Annotated in this window: 1 protein-coding gene and 1 pseudogene; both read left to right on the top strand. The window is 36.6% G+C overall.

Going from position 1 to position 2,769, the window contains the following annotated elements:
* Positions 1–138: 138 nt before the first annotated feature.
* Positions 139–327: pseudogene (locus tag GGQ84_RS15355) on the top strand (transposase); the annotation flags it as partial.
* A gap of 43 nt (positions 328–370) precedes the next feature.
* Positions 371–2,398, top strand: coding sequence for a methyl-accepting chemotaxis protein (locus tag GGQ84_RS15350; RefSeq protein ID WP_429163691.1), 2,028 nt, complete (start codon positions 371–373; stop codon positions 2,396–2,398).
* The last annotated feature ends 371 nt before the right edge of the window (positions 2,399–2,769 follow it).

Below are 2,769 nucleotides of genomic sequence, written 5' to 3'. Positions count from 1 at the left end.
ATCCAGTTCCTGAGGCTGACCCACTGTTAGGTGATAATGAAATACTGAGAATGAGTGAGTATTAAAGAGAAATATTAACTTTATAGAAGGAGGATTCCTGTAATGAACCCCCTTGGTATCATACATACGAGGTGTCCGAAGCTGATCAGTAAACAATTAGCAGACCTAGACACAGAGCTAGAAGCTCTATTAGATACAATACCAGGGGCAAAAGAAATGAAAGCAATCCCAGGTTTAGGAGCAGTAACAGTAGTGCTATTTTACTCAGAAGTAGGTGACATAACAAATTATAGTCATCCACAACAACTAGTTAACCTAGCAGGGCTATAAACTTTATAGAAGGAAGGGTGATAAAATGAACTCTCTAAAAATGAAATTAATTATAATTTTTAGTATGATTTTCACAGGAATTTTTTTAGTAACAACCATTGCTAATACTTTAGTTACCGATAAATACATAGGAGACGAGGTTGAAAGAGCCCTAATGAGTAATGTAAACAACAATGCCTTGCTCATTGAAGAAATGATGGGAGATCATTTTGATTATATGGCCACATTATCAGAGCATCCTGAAATTTATCAAAATGGCAATAATCCCTTAGAATATACGGATGCTGAGTGGAGTCAATTTGCTTCGCAATTTCATCCACAGATGGAAAGGAAAGGTTATGTAAGAATGTTTTTAAGTGACGATCAAGCGAATTCCTATCGTTTGGATGATGAGAGGGTTCATGTGAATATAACTACAAGAGAATATTACCAAACGGCTATGGCAGGGCAACCTAATATTTCAGATGTTCTCATAGGAGCAGAATCGGGTGAACCTATTTTAATCATTGCAGAACCCATTGATAGAAATGGAAGCATTCAGGGAATCTTATATGCGGTTATGAATCATAGTGAAATTGATCGAATCAGTAGTCAACTAACATATGGGGAAACGGGATTTTCTTATATTGTCAATGGGCAAGGGGATTTGATCACGAGCCCTGTTTTTGGACATATTGAAAATCAGGCAAATTTAATTGAGCTTGCTAATGAGGATTCCTCTAGTGTAGGACTGGCAGAGCTTCTTCAAAATAAAGTCTTACAAGGGGAAACAGGTTATGGACAGTACCGTATTGACGGAAATGATCTAGTTGCAGCCTATACTCCAATAAATCATCCTTACTTGAATTGGTATATGGTTACGGTTGTCCATGAAGATGAAGTTTTTTTAGGAGTAAAGTCTGCTAGTAGGATAGGTGTTTTGGTATCAGTAATTTCTTTATTGATTGTTATCACAGTGGTGTACTTTGCAAGTGATAAAATAGCAAAGCCTATTGTTGCCGTGACCCAAAGGCTGAATAAATTAGCGGTGCTTGATTTTTCAGAGGATCAAAATGTTGAAGAATCAAAAGAGGTGGAAAGAAAAGATGAAATTGGAGAAATGACAAAAGCTCTTATTTCAATGAGGGACAATATTGTTAAGTTTATTAAATCAACTGCCGATTCAGCGGACCAAGTGGCGTCATCTTCAGAGGAACTTACCGTTGGAGCCCATGAAACGAGTAATGCCTCGATGGAAGTAGCTAAAACTATTAATGAAATTGCAAAAGGAGCAACTGATCAGGCAAATGATACAGAAAACACGGCGAATAACATCGAAGAACTCAGCCGCCTATTGGATAACAATGCGAAGTTTATTTTAAAACTTAATGAAGCGGCAGGGAAGATTGATTCTGAAAAAGAAGGTGGTTTTAAAATATTATCAGAGCTTGTGGGAAAAACAAAAGCTTCCACTATTGCTTCAGAAAAAGTATATGAAACCATACTCAGTAACAATAAAAGTGCTAAAAAAATAGAAACGGCGAGCTCGATGATTCAAAGTATTGCTGATCAAACCAACCTATTGGCTTTAAATGCAGCTATAGAAGCGGCAAGAGCAGGAGAGGCCGGACGAGGATTTGCTGTAGTCGCAGGTGAAATTAGAAAACTTGCTGAAGACTCTAATCGGTTTACAAGTGATATAAAAGAAGTTATTGAAGAGCTGAAGTCTAAGTCCGAGAATGCAGTGGATACTATGAATGAAGTGAAAGAAGTTGTCGAAGAGCAAAGAAAGAGTGTTAAAGAAACCGAAGAGAAATTTGATGGAATAGCAGAAGCAACGGACCTTGTAAGAGAAGTTGTGGATAAGCTGAATGAGTCTTCGGAGCTTATGGCAAAAAATAAAGATAATATTATCGAATTGGTACAAAATTTATCGGCAATTGCTGAAGAGAATGCAGCGGGAACCGAAGAAGCTTCAGCCGCAACAGAGCAACAAGCTGCAAATATTAAAGAAGTTGCTAATGCTGGAGAAAACTTGGCAACCATTGCTGAAGATTTACAAACATTGATTGATAGATTTAAAGTGTAATATTTATAAACTAAGGTTATATTTTATAATAACCTTAGTTTTTTTTATAGAGTGAAGGGAAAGGGGTCAGGCTTAAGTTATTTATAAGACAAAATTAAAGACTTATAGAAAAGCAAATTTAGAAACTTAATCAAGGAAATCCTTAGTAAACTAGGGTATATTTAAAACCCTTTAAAATGGGATGATCCAGATGATTGGATAAATAAGATATTAGGTGTCGACAATGCAAAACTAGAATAATTCTACATTAAGTATAGCTTTTATTTTTCTTTCAAGCAAAAAAACACCCACAAAAGTGAGTGTTTCTGATTGTCTGGCAGCGACCTACTCTCCCAGGACCTCTCGGTCCAAGTACCATTGGCGCTGAAGGA

It is taken from the genome of Desulfitispora alkaliphila, assembly GCF_050433185.1.
GTDB classification, from domain to species: domain Bacteria; phylum Bacillota; class Desulfitisporia; order Desulfitisporales; family Desulfitisporaceae; genus Desulfitispora; species Desulfitispora alkaliphila.
This window is presented reverse-complemented; position numbering and strand designations above follow the sequence as displayed.